At 71.4% G+C, this 1017-nt stretch carries 1 pseudogene; it reads left to right on the forward strand.

What is annotated here, in order from left to right:
- A pseudogene (locus R1101_RS28630) lies at positions 1–1017 on the forward strand (TIGR02680 family protein); the annotation flags it as partial.

The raw sequence follows: 1017 nt of genomic DNA on the forward strand, positions 1-1017 counted from the left end.
CGGCCGAACGCGACGACGCTCCCCCGGTGTTCCCCGCTCGCACCGGCAACCGTGACGATCTTGTCGGCGCCCCGCTGTGGCAGCTCGTCCGGTTCCGCGACGACGTGTCGACACAGGACGCCGCCGGTATCGAAGCGGCATTGCAGGCCGCGAACCTGCTCGACGGGTGGATCACCGACGGCGACCTGCCGGCCATCGAGTCGGAGCAATTGTTGGTGCCGTTGGCGCCCGAGCACCGGCCGAGCGGTCCCACGCTCGCGGATGTACTCGTTCCCGAGCCCGACACGGCCGTCCCCGAGGAACGGGTCGCCGCGGTGCTGTCGTCGATCGCGTGGGCCACCGATCCCGGACCGGACGCGCGGGTGTCGGTCGATGTGCACGGCGGGTTCCGGCAAGGAGTGCAGCTCGGTCGCCACGTCAAGGAGCAGGTCGAGTTCATCGGGGCCACCGCCCGCGCCCGGCGTCGGCAGCGTCGCATCGTCGAGCTCGAGACCACCATCGCCGAATGCCGCGCCGACGTGGAGTCGCTGCGCGAGCAGGATCGCGAGATCGGCGACCGGCTCACCGCACTCGACGACGCCGCGAAGTCGTTGCCGCGCACCGGATCCGTGCTCGCGGCTCTGCGCAAGGTCACAGAATGCGCCGGTGCGCTGCGGACCGCATCCGAGTCCGCGGCCGCCGCCGACCGCGACCTGGACCAGGCGATCGCCGCGGTCGCGACCAAGGAACAGCACCTGCGATCGACGGCCGGCCGGCACCGGGCACCGCTCACTGCGACGGAACTCGACAGTCTCGACGCGGCCGTGCGGCACTTCCGTTCGCAGGCTCAGGCCCTGCAGCGCGCTCTGCGCGAACAGGTCACCTGTGGCGATCGGCTCCGCGACACCGATCTTCGCCTCGAGGAAGCACGGGCCTCCGCCGAGAACGCGGCCGAACTCGCCGCGGAGAACGCCGAAAGACTGGCCGACGAACAGCAGAAACTCGCGACGCTGCGCGAGTCCATCGGGGCGAGCGCCG

The sequence above is a fragment of the Rhodococcus sp. R1101 genome (assembly GCF_000278445.1).
Taxonomy (GTDB): domain Bacteria; phylum Actinomycetota; class Actinomycetes; order Mycobacteriales; family Mycobacteriaceae; genus Rhodococcus; species Rhodococcus gordoniae.